We start from the raw sequence: 19953 nt of genomic DNA on the forward strand, positions 1-19953 counted from the left end.
CCGCGGCGTGCGTGGTTAGTCGTGATCGCCGATCTCGGCCAGCCGGGTTGCTTCATCCGCCGTGATACAGGAGTCGATCACAGCGTCGAGGGCGCCGTTCATGACCGTGTCCAGGTTGTAAGCCTTGTAGCCGGTGCGGTGGTCCGCGATCCGGTTCTCCGGGAAGTTGTACGTGCGGATGCGCTCGGACCGGTCCATCGTGCGGATCTGGCCCTTGCGCACGAGGGAGGCCGCGGCGTCGATTTCTTCCTGCTGCCGGGCGAGAACGCGAGCACGCAGAACGCGCATGCCGGCTTCCTTGTTCTGCAGCTGGCTCTTCTCGTTCTGCATGGCCACGACGATGCCGGTCGGAAGGTGCGTGATGCGCACGGCGGAGTCGGTCGTGTTCACCGACTGTCCGCCGGGGCCGCTGGAGCGGTACACATCGATCTTGAGGTCGTTCGCGCTGATCTCGACCTCTTCGGGCTCGTCGACCTCAGGGAAGACGAGGACTCCGGCGGCGGAGGTGTGGATGCGTCCCTGCGACTCCGTGGCCGGCACCCGCTGAACGCGGTGCACGCCACCCTCGTACTTCAGGTGCGCCCAGACGCCCTCGGCAGGGTCGCTCGAGTTGCCCTTGATGGCGAGCTGGATGTCCTTGATGCCGCCGAGGTCGCTCGTGGTCTGCTCGATGATCTCGGTCTTCCAGCGCTTCGACTCCGCGTAGTGCAGGTACATGCGAAGCAGGTCGGCGGCGAACAGTGCGGACTCCGCACCGCCCTCCCCCATCTTGATCTCCATGATCACGTCGCGGGCATCGAGCGGGTCGCGCGGGATCAGCAGGCGCCGCAGCTTTTCGGCTGCGGTTTCCAGCTGCTCCACCAGACCGGGGATCTCCGCGGCGAAATCGGCGTCCTCGTCCGCGAGTTCCCGCGCGGCGTCGAGGTTTTCGCCGATCTCTTTCCACTCGTTCCAGGCCGCGATGATACGACTGAGTTCGGCGTAGCGACGGTTGACCTTTTTTGACCTGGCCGGGTTCGCGTGCAGCTCGGGATCCGCCAGCTGAGACTGGAGTTCATCGTGCTCAGCCAGCAGAGTCAGAACAGACTCGAACATCAGTGATCCTTGTCTGACCCACCGAGGGTCGGCATCGACTTCTGAACCTGCATCAGGAACTCGACGTTGGATGTGGTCTCCTTGAGACGGCCGAGGATGACCTCCAGTGCCTGCTGCTGCTCGAGCCCGGCGAGGGCGCGGCGCAGCTTCCAGGTGATCTTCACTTCGTCGGCGCTCATCAGCATTTCTTCACGCCGGGTGCCGGATGCGTTGACATCCACGGCAGGGAAGATGCGCTTGTCGGCCAGGTGGCGGGACAGCCGGAGCTCCATGTTGCCCGTGCCCTTGAACTCCTCGAAGATGACCTCGTCCATCTTGGATCCGGTCTCCACCAGCGCGGAGGCGAGGATGGTGAGCGAGCCACCGTTCTCGATGTTGCGGGCGGCGCCGAAGAAACGCTTCGGCGGGTAGAGCGCGGAGGCGTCGACGCCGCCGGAGAGGACCCGGCCCGACGGCGGGGCCGTCAGGTTGTAGGCGCGGCCCAGGCGGGTGATCGAGTCGAGCAGCACGACGACGTCGTGGCCCAGCTCGACGAGACGCTTGGCGCGCTCGATGGCAAGCTCGGCAACCGTGGTGTGGTCCTCGGCGGGACGATCGAAGGTGGAGGCAATGACCTCACCCTTCACCGTGCGCTGCATGTCGGTGACCTCTTCGGGACGCTCGTCGACCAGGACGACCATGAGGTGGACCTCGGGGTTGTTCGTGGCGATGGCGTTGGCGATCTGCTGCATGACGATGGTCTTGCCGGCCTTGGGCGGAGCGACGATCAGGCCGCGCTGGCCCTTGCCGATCGGGGCGACCAGGTCGATGATGCGCTGGGTCAGCTTGCCCGGCTCGGTCTCGAGGCGCAGACGCTCCGTCGGGTAGAGCGGGGTGAGCTTCTGGAATTCGACGCGGCTCGCGGCCTCTTCGACGGTCAGGCCGTTGATCGAGTCGACCCTGACGATCGCGTTGTACTTCTGGCGACCACTCTGGTCGCCTTCGTGCGGCTGGCGGATGGCGCCGACGACGGCGTCACCCTTGCGCAGGTTGTACTTCTTGACCTGGCCGAGCGAGACGTAGACGTCGCTGGCACCCGGCAGGTAGCCGGAGGTGCGCACAAACGCGTAGTTGTCGAGAACATCGAGGATGCCGGCAACGGGGATCAGCACGTCGTCGTCGTTCAGCTCCGGCTCGAAGTCGTCGCCGGTGGTGACGCCGCGACGCTTGCGGTCACGGAAACGGTTGCGGTTGCTGCGGCCGTTCAGGTCGTCTTCGAGCCCGGCGCGGTCGGGGCCGGCGTTGCGGTCCTGACCCTGGTTGCGGTCCTGACCCTGGTTACGGTCCTGACCCTGGTTACGGTCCTGGCGATCCTGACGGTCCTGAGCCTGACGCTCCTGACGGTCCTGGCCGCGATCCTGGCCCTGCTGCGACTGGCGGTCCTGACCCTGGTTGCGGTCCTGACCCTGCGCCTGGCGGTCCTGACCCTCGCTGCGGTCCTGAGCCTGACGGTCCTGGCCCTGGTTGTCCTGGCCCTGGCCGCGGTTGCCGGTCTGGCGATTCTGGCGGGTGGAGTCCTCACCGCGGTCGGCGCCCTGGGTGCGGTCGCCCCCGCGGCTGCGGTTGCGGTTGCGGCCCTGGCGGGGCTGCTCGGCCGGTTCGACCTGCTCGACCTGCTCGACCTCTGCGGCCGGTTCGGTGGCGGTGGTCTCGGCCGTGGCGTCCAGGTCCGTGACGGTCTCCGTGGCGAGCTCGTCGGCATTGTTACGCGCGTCGATGCTGGTGCGCGCGTCGATGCTGTTGCGGGCGCCGCCACTGCGGCCACCGCGTGAGCTGCCGCGACGCGACCGGCCGGAGCCGGTGGTCTCGGGCGCAGCCTCGGTGGCCTCTTCGACCACGGCCGCGGTCGCGGTATTGGTCCTGGTCTCGCTCTCGGTATCGACGACGGCCTCGGCAGGGGCGCCTTCGGTGACGATCTCGTCGACGGGCGCCACGGCCTCGGAGGCTGCCGCTGCGGCCTCGGCCTTCACGGTGACCGAGGTGGCGCGCTTGCGCGCCTGGCGGACCGGCTTCGTGGCAGGGGCAGTCTCGGTCGCGGGCGAATTCGCCGAGGAGCCGGCGTAGGTGGTGGGGGCCGTGGTGCGGCGGAGCTTGGCGGCGTCGTCCGGAACGATCATGCCGATGCCCAGGTCACCGTCGGCGTTGATGTGCGCGACGGCGGGAGCCGAAGTGTCGCTGGAGGCGCGCCGGGAGACCCGCTTGCGGGGCGCGGCAACGGCGACGTCGGCGGTCTCGGCAGCGTCGGTCACGGCGTCCGCCGCGGGAGCCGCGTCAGGGGCGTCGACGGCTGTGGCATCAGCGGAGACACCCGAGGAAGCGTTCTTGGCCTGCTCGGCGGTGATAGCTCCGACGAGCTCTCCCTTGCGAAGCTTGGACGCACCCGGGATGCCCAGTTCGAGCGCCAGAGCCTGAAGCTCGGCGACGCGAAGGGTGGTGAGGTGCGAAGAATTCGCACCGGGGGTGAGGAGGTTGACGTCAGTCACGAAAATTGTCCTTTCCCCTGGCGTCATGCGTGCTGGCCAGGGAAGCTGTTGCAGCGTCTCACGCGCTGCGGGTGGTTCAATCCCAAAGTGATGTGGATTGAGGTGAACACACACAGCTACGCATAGATGATGCGATAGCAGTGAGTTACAGGGAATGCACCGGAGAAGGGAGCCGGGCGTTACGCGGTTCCATCGGGTGCCCCTTCACTGTAGCAGAACGCAAGAACGCCGATGGCCTCCGGAATCGGCGTGTCCTCGACGTTCGGACGCGCTTCTACCGGTCGGTGCGGGTGACGGTCGCGCCCAGCACGTCGACGGCCAGCATGAGCGCCTGCCAGGGAGTCTCGGACTCGGCGGCGACGAGCTCGGCCGCGACGAGACGCTGCCCCGGATCGCTGGCCAGCACCAGAATCGACGGCCCGGCGCCGGAGACGACGGCGGCGAATCCGTGCTCCCGCAGCAGGGTGATCAGCCGGTTGGTCTCCGGCATGGCAGCGGCACGGTAGCTCTGGTGCAGTTTGTCTTCGGTGGCCGCGAGCAGGAGTTCCGGGCTCTGGATCAGGGCGGCGATCAGCAGGGCCGAGCGCGACAGGTTGAAGACGGCGTCTTCGTGCGGGACACTCTCGGGTTGCAGGCTGCGGGCCAGTGCCGTGGACATGGCGTGCTCGGGAACGAAGACCAGCGGCTTGACGCCGCGGTGCACCATCAGCTTCTTGTGGCGGGGGCCCTCGGGGGTCATCCAGGCGATCGTGAGCCCGCCGAACAGGGCCGGGGCCACGTTGTCGGGGTGCCCCTCCATCTCGGTCGCGAGGGCGAGGAGCGCCTCGGCGTCGATGTCGACGACGCCCTCGAGGAGTCCCTTCGCGGCCATGATCCCGGAGACGATGGCGGCGCCGGATGAGCCCAGGCCGCGGCCGTGCGGGATCTCGTTGTGCGCGACGAGGTTCAGACCGGGCAGTTCCTGGTCGTAGGCGGCGAAGGTGTGGATGATGGCGCGCACGACGAGGTTGCTCTCATCGGTGGGCACCACGCCTGCACCGACGCCGTGCACCTCGACCGTGATGCCCGGCTCGTCGCGCACCGAGACCTCAAGGTGGTCGTGGTGCGCCAGAGCCAGGCCCAGGGTGTCGAATCCGGGGCCGAGGTTGGCCGTGGTCGCCGGCACCTGCACGGTGACTGAACGGCCCGAGAGCACGGACTTGCCGGAGAGGGCCTCGGCAACGGTCATTTCTGGACCAGCCCGAGGATGCCGGCGATTTCGGCGGTGTCGACGGGCACGATGGTCGGCGTGACGTCGGAGCCGTCCGCGGTGCGGAGCGCCCACTGCGGGTCTTTCAGACCGTGGCCGGTGACCGTGAGAACCACGGTTGAGCCGGCGGGGATGAGTCCGGCTTCGGCGCGTTCGAGCAGACCGGCGACGCTGATCGCGGAGGCAGGCTCGACGAAGATGCCGACCTCGGCCGACAGGATGCGGTAGGCCTCGAGGATCTTCTCGTCGGTGATCGCACCGAAGTAGCCGTCGGTGAGGGTGCGGGCGGCCAGGGCGAGGTCCCAGGAGGCGGGGTTGCCGATTCGAATGGCGCTGGCGATGGTCTCCGGGTGGTCGACGCGGTGGCCGAGCACGATCGGGGCGCTGCCGGCAGCCTGGAACCCGAACATGCGCGGCAGCTTCGTGGTGGCGCCGCGCTCGAGTTCTTCGGTGTAGCCGCGCGTGTAGGCGGTGTAGTTGCCGGCGTTGCCGACAGGGACGATGTGGATGTCCGGGGCGTCTTCCAGCACCTCGACGACCTCGAAGGCGGCCGTCTTCTGGCCTTCGATCCGGTCGGGGTTGACCGAGTTGACCAGGTGCACGGGGTAGTTCGCGGAGAGGTCGCGGGCGATGTCGAGGCAGTCGTCGAAGTTGCCCTGCACCTGCAGCAGCTGCGCGTTGTGCGCGATGGCCTGGCTGAGCTTGCCCATGGCGATCTTGCCCTCGGGTACCAGCACGACCGCCTGGATGCCGGCGTGGGTCGCATAGGCGGCGGCCGACGCGGACGTGTTGCCGGTGGAGGCGCAGATGACGGCCTGGGCGCCGTCTTCGACGGCCTTGGAGATGGCCATGGTCATGCCGCGGTCTTTGAACGAACCGGTCGGGTTCATGCCCTCATATTTGATCCAGACCTTCGCACCCGTACGGGCGGAGAGCGCCGGCGCGGGAATCAGCGGGGTGCCACCCTCGCCCAGCGTGATGATGGGCGTCTCAGACGTGATGTTCAGGCGGTCCGCGTACTCGCGCAGCACGCCGCGCCACTGCCGGGAAGCCGTCTTCACGGCCGGCTTCGTCAGAGTCTCTCGTTCGCTGGACATCAGGCTCCTTCAACTCTCAAAACGGATGCGACATTGGTGACAAATCTGTTCGCGGCGAGGTCTGTCACGGTGGCAGCCAGGGCAGCCTCCGTGGCCTCGTGCGTTCCGATAACAAGGGTAGCCGTGGCGGAGACGGCGGAGCGACTCGCGGTGCCGGGCTGGGCCGGCGTCATCGACTGCTCGACCAGGGCCAGGGAGACGCCGTGGTCGCTGCACACGCCGGCGAGGGTGGCGAGCACGCCGGGCTCGTCGGTGACTTCCAGCGTGACGGCGTAGCGCGTCACGATGCGTCCGATGTCGAGGATGGGCAGGTCGGCGTGCTGGGACGCGGGAACGCCGGGGCCGCCGGCGATGTGGCGGCGGGCCAGGGAAACCAGGTCGCCGAGCACGGCGGACGCCGTCTCCACTCCCCCGGCGCCGGCGCCGTAGAACATCAGGCTGCCGGCCGACTCCGCCTCGACGAAGACCGCGTTGTTGGCGCCGTGCACGGAGGCGAGCGGGTGGCTGCGGTGCACCATGGCCGGGTAGACCCGGGCGGAGACGCCCTCCTGGCCGGTTGCGGCATCGACGAGACGTTCACAGATGGCAAGCAGCTTCACGACGTAGCCGGCCTTCCGGGCGGACTCGATCTGCGCGGGGGTGATGGCCGTGATGCCCTCGCGGTAGACGGATGCCAGCGGCACGGTCGTGTGGAAGGCGAGACTGGCGAGAATGGCCGCCTTCTGCGCCGCGTCGTACCCGCCGATGTCGGCGGTCGGGTCGGCCTCGGCGTAGCCCAGATCGGTGGCCAGCGCGAGCGCCTCCTCGAGGGTGTCTCCCTCGGTGTCCATCCGGTCGAGGATGAAGTTGGTGGTGCCGTTCACGATGCCGAGAATACGGTTGACCTGGTCGCCGCCGAGGCTCTCGCCGAGCGGCCGCACGATCGGGATCGCGCCGGCCACGGCGGCCTCGTACTTGAGCTGCGCACCGACCTGGTCGGCGGCGGCGAAGAGTTCGGGCCCGTGGGTGGCCAGCAGCGCCTTGTTGGCGGTGACGACATCCGCCCCCGAATTGATCGCCATCAGGATGTATTCGCGGGCGGGCTCGATGCCGCCCATCAGCTCGATCACGACGTCGGCGCCGAGGATCAGGGTCTCGGCGTCGGTGGTGAACAGCTCGCGGGGCAGGTCGACGGTGCGTTCGGCGTCGACGTCGCGCACCAGGATGCCGACCAGCTCGAGGCTGGCGCCGACCCGGTTGGCGAGTTCTTCACTGTGTTCGAGCAGCAGCCGGGCCACCTGGGCGCCGACGGAGCCGCCGCCGAGGAGTGCGACGCGCAAATTGCGGTATTCGATCATCGGGAGGGTTCCTTCGGTAGATCGGCGGTCGAGTCGGCGGTGGTCGAACCGGCGGTGGTCGAACCGGCCCCGACGCCCGTGTCGCGGGCGAGCAGGTCGGCGATGGTCTCGCCGCGCACGAGCATCCGCGGGGTGCCTTCGGCCACCGCGACCACGGCCGGCCGGCCGAGGAAGTTGTAGTTGTTCGACAACGACCAGCAGTAGGCGCCGGTGGCCGCCACGGCCACCAGATCGCCCGGGGACACGTCTGCGGGCAGGTAGTCGGCGTCGACGACGATGTCGCCGCTCTCGCAGTGCTTGCCGGCGAGGCGCACCAGAACCGGCTCGGCCGCCGACACCCGGCCGGCGAGCCGCACGGTGTAGTCGGCGCCGTAGAGGGCCGGACGGGCATTGTCGCTCATGCCACCGTCGACGCTGACATAGAGGCGCGGGTTGCCGGCCACGTCGACGGCCTTGGTGGTACCGACCTCGTACAGGGTGATGCCGGCCGGGCCGATGATGTAGCGTCCCGGTTCGAAGGCGACGACGGGCACCGGGATGCCCCGCGTGCCGCACTCGGCGGCGACGATGTCGGCCAGGCTGGCCGCGAGTTCGCCGATCGGGGTCGGGGTGTCGGCGGAGGTGTAGGCGATGCCGAAGCCGCCGCCGAGGTTCAGCTCGGGGACCGGTCCGCCGTCGAGGAGTGCGGCGTGCACGGCCAGGAGCCTCGACGCGGACTCGGCGAAACCGTCGGCGCCGAAGATCTGTGAACCGATGTGGCAGTGCAGGCCGCGAAAGGCCAGGCTCGGCTCGGCTCGGATGCGCCCCACCAGAGCCGGGGCGTCATCGAGGGTCACGCCGAACTTCTGGTCTTCGTGCGCGGTGGCCAGGAACTCGTGGGTGTGCGCGTGCACGCCGCTGTTGACGCGCAGACGAACGGCCTGAACGATGCCGTGCCGGGCGGCGGCCGCGGCGACCCGCCCGATTTCGACCGGGCTGTCGATCACGATGGTGCCGACGCCGACCCGGCAGGCCTCGTCGATCTCGGCCAGTGATTTGTTGTTGCCGTGATACCCGATCCGGTTCGGCGGGCTGCCGGCGGCCAGCGCCACGGCGAGTTCACCGCCGCTGCAGATGTCGATGTTGAGACCCTCGGCCAGCATCCAGCGGGCGATCTCGGTGGAGAGGAAGGCCTTGCCGGCGTAGTAGATGTGCACGCTGGTTCCGATGCGGGCGAACTCGGTCTCGAAGGCGGCGCGGAGCGAGGCCGCGCGGGCTCGGGCATCCGTTTCGTCGATCAGATAGAGAGGCGTGCCGAATTCGGCGGCCAGGGCCGCGGCGGTGCAGCCGCCGATGAGGAGCTCCCCCTGCGGCGTGCGTGCGGCGGTGGCCGGCCAGAGACCGTCGGCGAGAACATTGGCGTCAGCGGGCAGGCGGAGCCATGCGGGGGCGAGCGGGTTGGTGGCCACGGGTGAAAACCTCACGGGAAATGTCGAGTGGGTGTCTCACTGAGTGGCGAGCGAACCCGGGTTGGTCCCTGAAGCCAGTGAAAGGATGCCGTCGGCTGCGACCGGGGACCTGCCCCGAGTGTAGCGAACGCCGCCGGTGAGCACCGAATCGCGTTACGCCCCGCTCCGCGGCGGGATCCCCGTTGGGCTGCGCGGCGGGCCGTGCGGTGGGCTGCGGCTAGAGCAGCTCGGCGGTCTCGGCCGCCTCGACGATCCACGCCTCCGGGTCGATCATGACCGTCGAGCCGCTGCTGCTCCAGATGCGCCGCATCTTGAGGAGAAGCTTCTCCGCCTCTCGGACGGTGCCCAGCTCCAGGTCGATCATGACGAAGTTCGGATTCGTCACCGAGCGCATGATCGTGTAGCGGATCACCCCGGATCCGCGCCGGTCGGCCGGGTCCTGGTCGAAGGCGCGCTTCCAGCGGTCGTAGTCGGGCACGGGGTGTTGAATGCGCAGGACAGTCATGGTGCCTCCTTGAACAGGCGAATGCGCTGAGACCAGCGTACGACGCCGCGGCCACCGTGTCAGCCCCGGTTTGGTCACGGACCGAACGGTTCACGAACCGGTCGGTCACGGTCGGAGTGCCGCGCGCGGCTCAGTCGCTGCTGCAGCTGCCGAGGGTGGTCAGCGCCTGGCGGCTGAGCGTCAGCGTGCTGGACTCCAGCGTGAGCCGGGCGCGTTCGGGCGTCACGTTCACGCCGGCGAGGGTGATCCCCTCGGGGAGGTACTGGGCCACGCAGATGCGAAGCGGTTCCTCGCCGAGGACGAGCGTGAGCAGGTTGCCGGCGTCGATGCTGCCCTCACTGGAAGTGACGCTGGCACCGCTCGGCGTGAGCATCAGGGCGTCGGCGTCGACGCTCGGCGTCGCCGACGCCCGGTAGCCGATCGGGAGGCCGAGCACCCGGGCACTGCCGCTGTAGCTGATCTCGTCCTGCCCCAGTTCGACGCTGGCGTCGGGTGCATCGCTCGGCAGCGACCGGCTCAGCAGGGCGTTGATCGCGTCGGGTTCGAGGTCGACGATGCCGCGCAGGTCGCCGACGGGCTGGGACTGGTCGAGCGGGACATCCGTCGCCACGACGTGCACGGATGCCGGCACGCCGTCCACGGTCAGCGCGCCGGATTCCAGGGCCACCCGGTCGAAGCTGCCGCCGAGGTACTGCGCGATGACCGAAAACCCGCCGACGGAGACGGCCACGTCCCCGGTCACGGTGTCGGGCAGGTTCGAGGCGATCTCCTGCTCGATCTGGTTTTCGGCGTAGCTGCGCAGTCCCCCGTCGAGGACGAAGTAGGCCGCGACGAGCCCGACCACCACGAGACCCGCGACGACGAGCGCCCCGAGCGTGCGGCGCCGGGGTTTCCGGGCAGAGGCGTCCACGCTTACATGCGTTCCGGCGCGGAGACGCCGAGCAGGCCGAGGCCGTTGCGGATGACCTGGCCGGTGGCGTCGTTGAGCCACAGGCGGGTGCGGTGCAAGTCGGTGATCGGCTCGTCACCGAGTGGGATCACGCGGCAGCTGTCGTACCAGCGGTGGTAGTAGCCGGCCACCTCTTCGATGTAGCGGGCGATGCGGTGGGGCTCGCGCAGTTCGGCGGCCTGCGCGACGACGCGCGGGTATTCCTGCAGCACGCCGAGCAGGGCCGACTCGCTGTCGTGGATGAGCAGTTCCGGGGCGAACGCGCTGCGCTCCACGCCCGCGGCGGTCGCGTTGCGGGCAACGGAGCAGGTGCGGGCGTGCGCATACTGCACGTAGAAGACCGGGTTCTCGTTGGTGCGCTTGCCGAGCAGGTCCAGGTCGATGTCGAGCTGGGTGTCGCTCGAGGAGCGCACCAGCGAGTACCGGCCGGCGTCCACGCCGACGGCGTCGACGAGGTCGTCGAGGGTGACGATCGTGCCGGCGCGCTTGCTCATCCGAACGGGTTCGCCGCCCTTGAGCAGGTTGACCATCTGGCCGATCAGGATCTGCAGGTTGACGCCCGGCACGTCGCCGAAGGCCTCGACCATCGCCATCATGCGACCGACGTAGCCGTGGTGGTCGGCGCCCAGCATGATCAGGTTCTGGTCGAAGCCGCGCTCACGCTTGTCGAGGTAGTAGCCGAGGTCGCCGGAGATGTAGGCCGGTTCACCGTTGGAACGGATGATGACCCGGTCGCGGTCGTCGCCGAACGTGGTCGTGCGCAACCAGATGGCACCGTCTTCTTCGAAGATGTGGCCCTGTTCGCGCAGCCGTTCGATGGCCCGGTTGACGGCGCCGGACTCGTGCAGGGAATCTTCGTGGAAGTAGACGTCGAAGTCCACACCGAAGCCGTGCAGCTTCTCCTTGATCTCGGTGAACATCAGGTCGACGCCGACGCTGCGGAAGACTTCCTGCTGCTCGTCACGGGACAGCACGGCGATGTCGCCGGCATGGCCGGCCACGACCTGGTCGGCGATGTCGCCGATGTAGGCGCCGCCGTAGCCGTCCTCGGGGGTGGGCTCGCCCAGGTAACCCGCGAGCACGCTGCGGGCGAAACGGTCGATCTGCGAGCCGTGGTCGTTGAAGTAGTACTCGCGGGTGACGTCGGCGCCCTCCGCCTGCAGCACCCGGGCGAGGCTGTCGCCCACGGCCGCCCAACGCACGCCTCCCATGTGGATGGGGCCGGTGGGGTTGGCGGAGACGAACTCGAGGTTGATTTTGAGGCCGTCGTAGAGGTGTCCGGTGCCGTAGGCAGGACCGGCGTCGACGATGGTCTTCGCCAGTGCGCCGGCGGCGGCGGCCTCGAGACGGATGTTGATGAAGCCGGGACCGGCGACGTCGACCGAGGCCACGTCCGGAAGCTGTTCCAGGCCGGCGGCCAGTTCGGCGGCCACCTCGCGCGGGTTGGAGCCGAGCGGCTTGGCGATCTTCATCGCGATACTGGAGGCCCAGTCACCGTGGTCGCGGTTTCTGGGACGCTCGAGCGTGACATCCGCCACGCTCAGATTGAGGTCGGCCACCGGGGTCCCTGCCTCGCGTCGACGCTCGCTCAATTGGAGGATGAGGTCGAACAGGGATTGGGAAAGCTCAGCGGGAGTCACGAAACGCAATCTTACCGGCCCGGTCACGGGCCACCCACTTGGTAAGGTCAAGCGTGACTGACTCCCTCTCGCCCACATTCCCGCGCGGACGGCTCCTGCGCACCACCCTCCTCCTTGCCACGGGCACAGTCGCCGTCGTGGCGCTGGCCGGCTGCGGCGCAGGTTCACCGTCGGGGAGCGGCCCGACGGCAACGTCGTCCGCGTCCACTCCCGGGTCGACTCCAGCGTCGACGGCGGACGCCACGCAGACGCCGGAGTCCACTGCGACGCCGACTCCCACACCCACGGCCGCAGGAACGCCGGTCGCGCTCACCTGCGACCAGGTGCTCACGCTCGACGACGTCTACGCGTACAACCCGAACTACGGCTCCGCGCCCGGTTTCGAGCCGACCCTCGATGCGGGCCAGAAAGCGGCCGAGTTCCAGGGGCTGAACTGCGGGCTGCTCCATCAATCCAGCGGCGGAACCATCGAGGTCTCGGTGACCCAGCCCAACGACGTGCTGCTGTCCCAGCTCAAGACCGAGGCCGTCGGCTCCAGCCAGATCGTTCCCACGTATGGCACCCCTCCCGACGTTGAAGGCTATTTCTCGGCGGCCGGCGGCACCGGAGTGGCTCAGGTCTTCACCTCCACCTACTGGATCACGGTCGGCTCCCCCGAGTTCTTCGAGCCCGGCGACGCCGCAGCACTCGTTTCCGCGGCGATCTCGAACCTGCAGTAGCACCCCCGCCGGACCGCGCGGCGAAACCCGTTCGAACCTGCCCACCCCCGTCCGAACCTCCCGGAATCCGCCGTGTTCGACACTTCCGGTCGAGTTCGAATGGCCTGCGAGGCGAGCTCGACCGCATCCGTCGAACTCGATGCGGAACATGGCACGCCGAGATGCTGATAACCTAGTGTTTTCCCTGGCCCCCATAGCTCAGGGGATAGAGCACTGCCCTCCGGAGGCAGGGGCGGCAGTTCGAATCTGCCTGGGGGCACATTTGACGCGTGACAGTCCATTTCGGGCGTTCTCCACGCAGTTCCGACCACTGGCCGCCACTTCGACCGCGCCATACGCAAATGTCGACGCGCACGGGCACCACCGGTGTACGGGGCTGACTCGGAGTGAAAGGTCCTCCACGAGAGCAAGGACATCACGATGCGCGACGAGCGGCCGGTCGGCTGGCTGCGTCGCTGTTGGCCACGTTGAACGCCTCGGCTATACCGTGATCGCCGGGAAGGGTAGACGACGGGCGGAGGCAGGTAGGTGTGTCATGATTCCTCAGCTACTGGCACGCAATTCGCGAGGGTCCAATCCGGATTCACTTCTTCAGAGTCTTGGCGTGGTCCGTGACGAAGTTCGCCTCGTCATGAGGGGGCCGGTCGTACTCGTTCGCGTCCGGACGATCCGGGATGGTCACTTTTTTCGGTTCCCGGTGCTCGTAGGGAATCTGGGTCAGGAGATGCTTGATGGAATTGATCCGGGACGCGCGCTTGTCATCGCTCTCAATCGTCCACCACGGCGCATAGGACAGGTCCGTTGCCGCGAACATCGCGTCCTTGGCCCGAGAGTAATCCTCCCAGCGCGTAATTGAAAAGAGGTCTGTGTCGGAAAGCTTCCACCGGCGCATCGGGTCCTCCAGACGGGAGCGAAACCTTTCCTCCTGGATCTTGTCGGAAACGGAGAACCAGAACTTGACCAAAATGATCCCGTCATCAACGAGCATCCGTTCCACCTGGGGTACCTGTTCCAGAAACCGGTGGTACTGCTCATCGGTGCAATAGCCCAAAACCCGTTCGACGCCACCACGGTTGTACCAGGAACGGTCCATCAGGACGATCTCTCCGGCAGTGGGCAGCTGCTCGATGTATCGCTGGAAATACCACTGCTTCTGTTCCCGCTCACTCGGAACTGGCAGTGCCACGACTCGGGCCGAGCGCGGATTGAGGTATTGGACGATGCGCTTGATGGCGCCGCCCTTGCCCGCGGCATCTCGGCCCTCGAAGATGACCAGAACACGTGCCCCGGTTTCGATGACCCACTGTTGCATGCCGACCAATTCGGCTTGCAACCGTTCCAATTCCTGCTCGTACAGCGGCTTGGGAACTCGTTTGACAGCGCCCGACTTTTTCGATTTCGACACGGTTGACCTTTCAGTGACCTTCATCAGTGGCCTGATGTCCCGGCCGGGACGAGCATAAATGGTTTGTCACAGACAAGACGGTATTGAACGATGCTTTGTCACGGACAAACCGCGCTGAACGCCCAGGTTCACCGCCATGGCGTCCTGTTAGGCTGCCGACCACGCGTCGCTGCCGCACGGCATATCCCTTCCCCCTAAGGGATCGAGACCCGCAGCCATAGCCGCCATACCTGCCACCTCAAGAATCTGGGAGTCGATCATGTTTTTACTCTTCGGCACGCGCGCTCACCAGGCGTTGATCAACGTCGTCTCCTTCGCGTGCGCATACTGCGGCACCCTGGCCGAACAGCACGTGATCAAAAGATCAACAAAATTCACCCTGTTCTTCATCCCCCTGTTCCCGCTGTCGTCGAGATACATCAACACCTGCACGCACTGCGGGGGTACCACCAGGCTCACCGCAGCTCAGGCACGTCACTCGCTGGAATGGGCGCGCACACACCCTCAACTCTGAGCCGCGAACCCCCACGGGCCGGGCCGGGCGCTAAAGATTCGCGCTCTTGCTCGGCAGTGCGATCAGTTTCTGCTCCGGGTCCACTTCTATCGGCGGCCGGAGCCAGTAGTCGGTCCCGTTGCGGAGGATCGTCCAGTGCTGGTTGTGCAGCAGCAGGTGGTGCGGGTGGCAGAGGAGTACTCCGTCTGCGAGGTCGGTGTTCCCGTTGTTTTTCAGCCATTCGTTGATGTGGTGGGCTTCGGTCCCGGCGGGTGATCGGTCGCAGTCGACCTAGAGGCATCCGCCGTCCCGTACGGCCATCGCGGCGCGCTGGGCCTGTGTGAAGAGGCGTTCGTCGCGGCCGACGTTGATGATCTGGCCGTCTGCGTCGAGCTGGATGCCGCGGGTTCCGGTGTCGCAGAGCAGCCGGTCGATGGTTTCCTGCGAGATCGGGACCGGGTTTCCCTCGATCTGCCCGTGAGCGGCGGACGTGGCGGGCTCGGCGGGGTCCGTGGCTCCCGGCTGACCCGGCTTGAGCGCCTTCTCGGTCACGATGACGCGCACCGAGGGGCGTCGGCCGCCGAACACCCGGCCCGGGTCGGCCTCACCCGCGATCTTGAGCAGCTGCACCAGGGAGTCCGCGGCGATCTGCTCCGTGCTGCGCGGGTCCTCCTGCAGACGTTTGGCCCAGGCGGCCCGCTCCGGGTCGACGAATCGGACCCCGCCGCGACGCGGACCGGTGATGGAGTCGAAGGTGGAGAGCACGAACTCGCCGTCTTCCGGGGCGAACAGACCGCTCAGGCGCACGTTGCCATTGCCGAGCCGGTAGACCTTCAGGTAGCGGTCGTCGTGGGCCTGCTTTTCGCGGGCGGCGATGCCGGCCTCGTCGAGCCGGTCGCGCATCCGTCTCGCGCATTTGAAGACCTCGTCGGCGTTCAGAGTCGACGCCTCGGCCAACAGCGTCTCGAGAGCCGCCCCGAGCTTCTCGGCCGTGACCGCGGCATCGATCTGACCGAGTCCGGAACGGATCGACTCCGCCGCGTCGACCGAGAGGGTACCGGTTGTCACGGCCCGGGCGATCGGGGCCTGCCAGGGCACCTTTGCGACGAATCCGGCCACGCCGGCGGCATCAATGTCGGGCGACGAGAGGGCGGCTTCGACGAGCTTCTCCGCCGCCTCGGCATCGGCCATCATCGTGCCGACCGCGACCAGCTTGTACGCGTCGCCTTTGGACGAGCCGGTCCACTTCTGGATCAGGGCTTCGGGCGAGAGGAACCCCTGCTGCGCTGCCAGACCCGAGTGGCCAAGCTCGGGCCGGGAACGGCGGGCGATGGTCGCGGCCATCCACGCGGACCGGGTATCGAGCAGGCGCCGGGCGGCCGCGAGCTGCTTCTGACCGGCCAACACCACGGCGTCGGGCAGGGCCTCATAGTCGGCGCTGGACGAGCCCAGGCGGGCGACGGCATCCGTTGCCTGCCTGAGGTCGTCCGCGAGGTTTGTCATGCTTCGAGGATAGCTTGATTAGTACGAATAATCGAGAGTCTGTCATCTTTCATGGGATTTTTTTAGAATTAGTATCGAATTCCTGTTCACCGGCCCCAGGGCGTTTCGCCGGTCTCGACGGGCTCGCCCACCGGGTTGGCCGGGTCGCCGCCCCGTTGCCAGGGGCAACAGCCGGGCCTAGCATGTTCCGCAGCCCCACTTCGGGGACCAGCGACGGTGCCGTGTCTCGGCAGGTCACCGCATGCAGGTCTCGGGCGTTACTCCGGATGCCCGCGTCCTGCGCATCAGAGGACGGGAATCACCATGAGTAAATATCTGTTTGAAGCGAACTACGTGGGCGAAGGCATCAAGGGCCTGATGCGCGAAGGCGGCACGAGCCGTCGGGAGGCGCTCGTCGCCGCCCTCAAAACGGTGGGCGGATCAGTCGAGTGCTTCTACTACGCCTTCGGGGAGACCGACGTTCTGGGGGTCATCGAGGTCCCGGAACCCTCTGACGCCGCGGCACTTTCGCTCATGATCAATTCGACGGGTGCGGTGAGGGTGCGATTGAAGCCGCTCCTGACGGTGGAGGATCTCGACGCCGCCGCCAGGAAGACACCGGCCTATCGGGCTCCCGGCCAGTAGTCGGGCGGCGGCGGGGCGCTCGCTCCCCCGGGTGACGCCGTCCGTGGTCGCTCCCACGGCTGACGATCACTCCGGCCAGAGCCCCGGAATGACGATGACCAGTTTGCAGCACGGGCACCGGTGACAGGACTCGAGCCCCTCGGCCGTGTCCACGCCGTCTGCACTCATCTCTGCCCCGCATGCCGGACACGCGGGGCCATCACCGTCGAGTGCGAGGTCTTCCACCTTCCCATTCTGCGGCATCGGTGCGTGGCCGACGCCGCGGGCATCCGTCTCGCGCAGGTCGTGCGCCGCTTCGCGCGTGGCACGCCTGGCGCGGAGCGGCGCAGCTCCCGCGCAACGCCGAATGAGCACCCGGACACACTCGTCGCGACTCCGTAGCGGACGGTTTCCGCGAGAGGCCCGCTCAGCACCTCAGGTGGCGCGCTCCACGGCCGCCAGAATTGCGGCGCCGAGTTCGGCCGGCCTGGTGAACTGGGGCCAGTGCCCGGTGGGCAGGTCCACGTACTCGACGTCGTGGATGCGGGCGAGCTCGTCCACGAACGGATGTCCGGCCGCGATCCACTCGGTGAGCAGCTTGGACGGGATCTCGCAGGAGATGATAGTGGCCGGAACGTCGTATCGGCGCTCGTCCAGCAGCTGCAGCAGGTCTGAGGCCACACGCCGCGGTTCCGGAACGGCGCGGGCCCGGAACATTGCCCGCAAATCGTCCGTCAGGTCCACGAGTTCGGCCTGCTCGAAGTCCTTCCACGGCGGCAGCGGTATATCGTCGCCCACGGCGGACAACCCGTCGTTGATGACGCCCCCTGCTCCGAGCGGGCCGCTGTCGACGTAGACGGCGCGAACCACCCGTTCCGGGCGGGCGTCGACGGCGCCGTGAATGATGGCACCTCCGCCGGAGTGGCCGACCAGGACCACCGGGCCGCCGATGGCGTCGACCGCCGCCACGACCGTGTCGATGTGGTCGCGCAGTCCGATGCCGGCCCGTGGCGCGTCGGCCGCTTCCAGTCCGGGCAGGGTGAGCGGATGCACCCGATGCCCCGCAGCGACCAGCGCCGGGGTGACCTCCGACCACGACGAGGCATCCAACCAGAACCCGGGAACGAGGATGATGTCCATGCCGGGATCCTAGGCCGCTCCGGCCAGGGGCGCAGCAGCCGTCGCGGCGCACCCTGGGGAAGCGGGCGCATGTTCGATCGTGCGCCGGCTTCCACACGGTGCGCCCCGACGGGTACGGTCTCCCCACCCTCACGGTGAACGGCAGCCCACTCATCGGCGTGGCCGCCAGCGCCGAGCCGCTGTCAGTTCTCCCGTTCTCACCCGCGGCGATCGATGCGGTGCGCGCTCACCTCGAGGGCTTCTCCCTGTCGACGGGCACCATCCGCTTCACGCCGGACCGCCCGGTGCCCGACGATGTGCTCGAGCAGATCGTGGAGGCGCGCCTGGCGGAGATCACCGGCCAGCAGGGATCCGAGGACCACCCCGGCGGCAACGAACCGAAGTTCCACGAACTCTTCCCGGGAGGCCTCCGATCCCACCGGGGGGCCTCAGCTCTGCAGGAACGTGGTGACGTAGGCCACGGTGTCGGCCTGGCTGACCCCCAGCTCCCGCAGGCGTTCGACATAGGTCTGCGCCGCGCCGAGCGCCTGCTGTTCGACCGATTCCGGCGCGGCCCTGACGAAGGAACCGGCCCGGCCGCGAGTCTCGATGAACCCCGCAGCCTCGAGTTCCTTGTACGCGCGGGCCACGGTGTTCGGCGCTAGCCCCAGGTCCGCGGCAAGCCGGCGTACTGTCGGCAGGCGTGTTCCCGCAACCATGGCCCCGCTCCCGATGTGCGCAATGACTTGCACGCGCAGCTGATCGAACGGCGGTGTCGCCGAGCTCGGGTCGATGCGGAGGATCATTTCGGGCCGACCAGGCGCGGAGCGGCATCCGCATGGAGGGTGCGGAGGGTATGGCGCCGTGACGAGGTGAGAGCCGATGCGGCGGTACCCGCGCACAGCACTGCGAACGCGAAGACGTTGACCGCTTCCACGGAGGCCAGACCGCCACCGCTCCCCTGGAGCGCCATCGCGATTTCCTGAACCGCGAAGAAGGCGCCGAACGCGCCGAGCAGGGACGCGGCGGCGACCAGATCCAGGATCGCAGCCGAGCGCAGCGCATCGTCCCAGGCCAGCTCCCGCTCCGACGCCGTGGTCTGGGGCCGTGCAACGAGGAGCCGGCCGCCAATTTCGAACGCAGCAAGCGCCCCCACGGCCAACCCGGACACCACCACCGCCAGACTGAAGCGCTCGGGGAAGACGGCGAGCTGCAGCTCCCGGGTGACGGGCAGCATTACCAGGATGCCGAGTACCGCCAGGCTGAGAGACACGGCGATACGGGCTCCGACGCGTTTCCACCGCGGCACATAATCAGCCAGCCGGGCGCGACGTCCGTGGGCGACACGCTCCCCCACACCGGTCCTCTTCACCTCGCCGGCCACGGATGCGACGGCACGGCCCAACGCCCCGACGATCAAAAAACCGCCGAGCAGGAACACGGTGGCCGGGCCGCCGCGGTCCGCCCCGAGGAGGTACACGAAGAAGACCGCAACGATCACGCCGAGGAATGCACCGACGGCGAAGCCGCGCACCCGCCGCACCTGGGCAGCCCGCACCATCGGTGCCGACGCGTGCGGCAGGCCCAGCCCGGCGGCCGTCGACGCCTGGGCAACGAGCCGTCGCTGCACAGCGGGAACGTGGGTCGAGAACCACAGAAGCACGCACGAACCCCCGAGCAGAACGGCCACGACCCAGGTTGAGAGGGCCACGTGGAAAACCATGTTGGACCAGACGTCACCGAGCATCAGAACCCCCCGTTGTGTTCTTAGTTTTGTATTAGCCTATCAATACAAGCATAAGTACACAACGAGGATTCCAGCCGGCGGGCGACCTATTGCCGCGCCATATGCGCCCGCAGCTCGGCCTCCGGGTCGGAGAGCAGTTCACCGCTGATGTCCACGGTCGCCTCGCGGATCGTGCCGGTGAACTTGAACGGGCTCGTGAACTCCCGCGTGACCGGGAGCCGGGGTTGGCGCTGCAGGTCAGGACGCCCGGGTTCAGCGCGAACGGGGACGGTGACCGGCGCCTCGGCGTCGGCGACGAGCGCGCCGTCCAGGTAGAGCTGCATCCGGCCCGGCGTACCCTTGCCTGCCGTCAGGTCGGGTGGTCCGGTCGACTCGAACTCGAAGTCGAGTTCGCGCGTCCCGGTCGGCAGGATGTCAGGGCAGGAGACGGGATAGAGTTCGCCCACGACGGAATTGTGCACGTAATGCGTCGCCGACCTTGACATCGAACGATGAACCCGCGGCCGGGCACGCGCCGCCCGG

19 protein-coding genes and 1 tRNA gene are annotated in these 19953 nt (G+C 67.9%); 4 read left to right on the plus strand and 16 right to left on the minus strand.

Translation table 11 applies throughout. From position 1 onward, the window contains the following. Positions 1 to 15: 15 nt before the first annotated feature. The 9 genes from prfA to argS form a co-directional block, all read right to left on the minus strand. Entirely contained in the window at positions 16 to 1095 is a 1080-nt protein-coding gene (prfA, locus tag E3T23_RS08780) for a peptide chain release factor 1 (protein WP_134362834.1), read from the minus strand. Beyond that, positions 1095 to 3617: a transcription termination factor Rho gene (gene rho, locus E3T23_RS08785; RefSeq protein ID WP_241977782.1), complete on the minus strand. Its 2523-nt coding sequence runs from the start codon at positions 3615 to 3617 to the stop codon at positions 1095 to 1097. Before rho ends, prfA begins: the two co-directional genes overlap by 1 nt. A gap of 274 nt (positions 3618 to 3891) precedes the next feature. Beyond that, the gene (gene thrB / locus E3T23_RS08790; RefSeq protein WP_134370005.1) at positions 3892 to 4845 is read right to left on the minus strand and encodes a homoserine kinase; all 954 of its coding nucleotides are present in this window, start codon (positions 4843 to 4845) and stop codon (positions 3892 to 3894) included. After that, a complete protein-coding gene (gene thrC / locus E3T23_RS08795) occupies positions 4842 to 5963 on the minus strand; it encodes a threonine synthase (protein ID WP_134370006.1) in 1122 nt (373 codons plus the stop codon). The genes thrB and thrC overlap by 4 nt, the downstream gene beginning before the upstream one ends. Further along, complete coding sequence (locus E3T23_RS08800) at positions 5963 to 7300, minus strand: homoserine dehydrogenase (protein ID WP_134370007.1); 1338 nt, start codon at positions 7298 to 7300, stop codon at positions 5963 to 5965. The genes thrC and E3T23_RS08800 overlap by 1 nt, the downstream gene beginning before the upstream one ends. Continuing rightward, the gene (gene lysA, locus E3T23_RS08805) at positions 7297 to 8748 is read right to left on the minus strand and encodes a diaminopimelate decarboxylase (protein WP_134370008.1); all 1452 of its coding nucleotides are present in this window, start codon (positions 8746 to 8748) and stop codon (positions 7297 to 7299) included. Before lysA ends, E3T23_RS08800 begins: the two co-directional genes overlap by 4 nt. A 217-nt stretch (positions 8749 to 8965) precedes the next feature. Further along, the gene (locus tag E3T23_RS08810; RefSeq protein WP_134370009.1) at positions 8966 to 9253 is read right to left on the minus strand and encodes a hypothetical protein; all 288 of its coding nucleotides are present in this window, start codon (positions 9251 to 9253) and stop codon (positions 8966 to 8968) included. Between the two features lie 130 nt (positions 9254 to 9383). Beyond that, positions 9384 to 10163 carry an LmeA family phospholipid-binding protein gene (locus E3T23_RS08815; RefSeq protein WP_166806258.1) on the minus strand — a complete coding sequence of 260 codons (780 nt, stop codon included), beginning with the start codon at positions 10161 to 10163 and terminating at the stop codon, positions 9384 to 9386. Positions 10164 to 10165: 2 nt separating this feature from the next. Then, positions 10166 to 11842 (minus strand): arginine--tRNA ligase, encoded by a 1677-nt coding sequence (gene argS / locus E3T23_RS08820; RefSeq protein ID WP_134370011.1) that lies wholly within the window; start codon positions 11840 to 11842, stop codon positions 10166 to 10168. Between the two features lie 53 nt (positions 11843 to 11895). Between argS and E3T23_RS08825 the strand changes: the two genes are divergently transcribed. Together E3T23_RS08825 and E3T23_RS08830 are read left to right on the plus strand one after the other, a co-directional pair. Beyond that, on the plus strand, positions 11896 to 12561 hold the full coding sequence (locus tag E3T23_RS08825; protein ID WP_134370012.1) for an iron ABC transporter ATP-binding protein: 666 nt from the start codon (positions 11896 to 11898) through the stop codon (positions 12559 to 12561). 187 nt (positions 12562 to 12748) lie between these two features. Then, positions 12749 to 12820 (plus strand) — tRNA-Arg (locus E3T23_RS08830). Positions 12821 to 13144: 324 nt separating this feature from the next. Here E3T23_RS08830 and ppk2 read toward each other — a convergent pair. Continuing rightward, complete coding sequence (gene ppk2, locus E3T23_RS08835) at positions 13145 to 13990, minus strand: polyphosphate kinase 2 (RefSeq protein WP_134370013.1); 846 nt, start codon at positions 13988 to 13990, stop codon at positions 13145 to 13147. Between the two features lie 235 nt (positions 13991 to 14225). On the opposite strand from ppk2, the gene E3T23_RS08840 reads away from it, so the two are divergent. Continuing rightward, a complete protein-coding gene (locus E3T23_RS08840) occupies positions 14226 to 14480 on the plus strand; it encodes a zinc-ribbon domain-containing protein (protein WP_134370014.1) in 255 nt (84 codons plus the stop codon). A gap of 270 nt (positions 14481 to 14750) precedes the next feature. On the opposite strand, the gene E3T23_RS08845 is transcribed toward E3T23_RS08840, so the two are convergent. Continuing rightward, positions 14751 to 15962, minus strand: coding sequence for a DUF222 domain-containing protein (locus E3T23_RS08845; RefSeq protein ID WP_134370015.1), 1212 nt, complete (start codon positions 15960 to 15962; stop codon positions 14751 to 14753). Positions 15963 to 16265: 303 nt separating this feature from the next. Between E3T23_RS08845 and E3T23_RS08850 the strand changes: the two genes are divergently transcribed. Beyond that, on the plus strand, positions 16266 to 16586 hold the full coding sequence (locus E3T23_RS08850) for a GYD domain-containing protein (RefSeq protein WP_134370016.1): 321 nt from the start codon (positions 16266 to 16268) through the stop codon (positions 16584 to 16586). Positions 16587 to 17000: 414 nt separating this feature from the next. Here E3T23_RS08850 and E3T23_RS08855 read toward each other — a convergent pair whose 3' ends face one another. The 5 genes from E3T23_RS08855 to E3T23_RS08875 all read right to left on the minus strand — a co-directional run bounded on the left by E3T23_RS08855 (position 17001) and on the right by E3T23_RS08875 (position 19877). Continuing rightward, positions 17001 to 17705, minus strand: coding sequence for an alpha/beta fold hydrolase (locus E3T23_RS08855; protein ID WP_134370017.1), 705 nt, complete (start codon positions 17703 to 17705; stop codon positions 17001 to 17003). Between the two features lie 197 nt (positions 17706 to 17902). Beyond that, positions 17903 to 18094 carry a hypothetical protein gene (locus tag E3T23_RS08860; RefSeq protein WP_134370018.1) on the minus strand — a complete coding sequence of 64 codons (192 nt, stop codon included), beginning with the start codon at positions 18092 to 18094 and terminating at the stop codon, positions 17903 to 17905. Between the two features lie 39 nt (positions 18095 to 18133). Continuing rightward, positions 18134 to 18490 carry a GntR family transcriptional regulator gene (locus E3T23_RS08865; protein ID WP_166806259.1) on the minus strand — a complete coding sequence of 119 codons (357 nt, stop codon included), beginning with the start codon at positions 18488 to 18490 and terminating at the stop codon, positions 18134 to 18136. Continuing rightward, the gene (locus tag E3T23_RS08870) at positions 18487 to 19431 is read right to left on the minus strand and encodes a hypothetical protein (protein WP_134370019.1); all 945 of its coding nucleotides are present in this window, start codon (positions 19429 to 19431) and stop codon (positions 18487 to 18489) included. The genes E3T23_RS08865 and E3T23_RS08870 overlap by 4 nt, the downstream gene beginning before the upstream one ends. Before the next feature lie 86 nt (positions 19432 to 19517). After that, positions 19518 to 19877, minus strand: coding sequence for a hypothetical protein (locus E3T23_RS08875; RefSeq protein ID WP_134370020.1), 360 nt, complete (start codon positions 19875 to 19877; stop codon positions 19518 to 19520). Positions 19878 to 19953 lie beyond the last annotated feature (76 nt).

Source organism: Cryobacterium cheniae (assembly GCF_004403395.1).
Taxonomy (GTDB): Bacteria; Actinomycetota; Actinomycetes; order Actinomycetales; family Microbacteriaceae; genus Cryobacterium; species Cryobacterium cheniae.